This window comes from Flavobacterium sp. J49, assembly GCF_011742145.1.
Taxonomy (GTDB): Bacteria; Bacteroidota; Bacteroidia; order Flavobacteriales; family Flavobacteriaceae; genus Flavobacterium.
Genome location: NZ_JAAQQU010000069.1, coordinates 1 through 268 on the forward strand (window position 1 = coordinate 1; position 268 = coordinate 268).

The window sequence follows — 268 nt, forward strand, 5'->3', positions numbered from 1 at the left end:
CCATTGGTAGTTACATCTTCGAAAGTCAATTCGAAAGCAGAACCACACTCATCAGTAGCAGTAGCTTGAGCGAACTCAGGCGCAGCCGGACAAGAAATAGTTGAAGTGGCAGGTAACGCTGCGATAACCGGAGCCGTTACGTCTTGTACATTTATAGTTTGTGAAGCAGTAGAAGTATTTCCACAAGCATCAGTAGCAGTCCAAGTTCTGGTTACAGAATAAGAACCTGCACAATTACCATTGGTAGTTACATCTTCGAAAGTCAATT

The 268-nt window shown here is 43.3% G+C and carries 1 protein-coding gene; it reads right to left on the reverse strand.

Features of this window, described 5'->3' with window-relative positions; translation table 11 throughout:
• Positions 1-268: hypothetical protein (locus HA632_RS01855; protein WP_217902809.1), on the reverse strand; the 268-nt coding region annotated here is incomplete at both ends.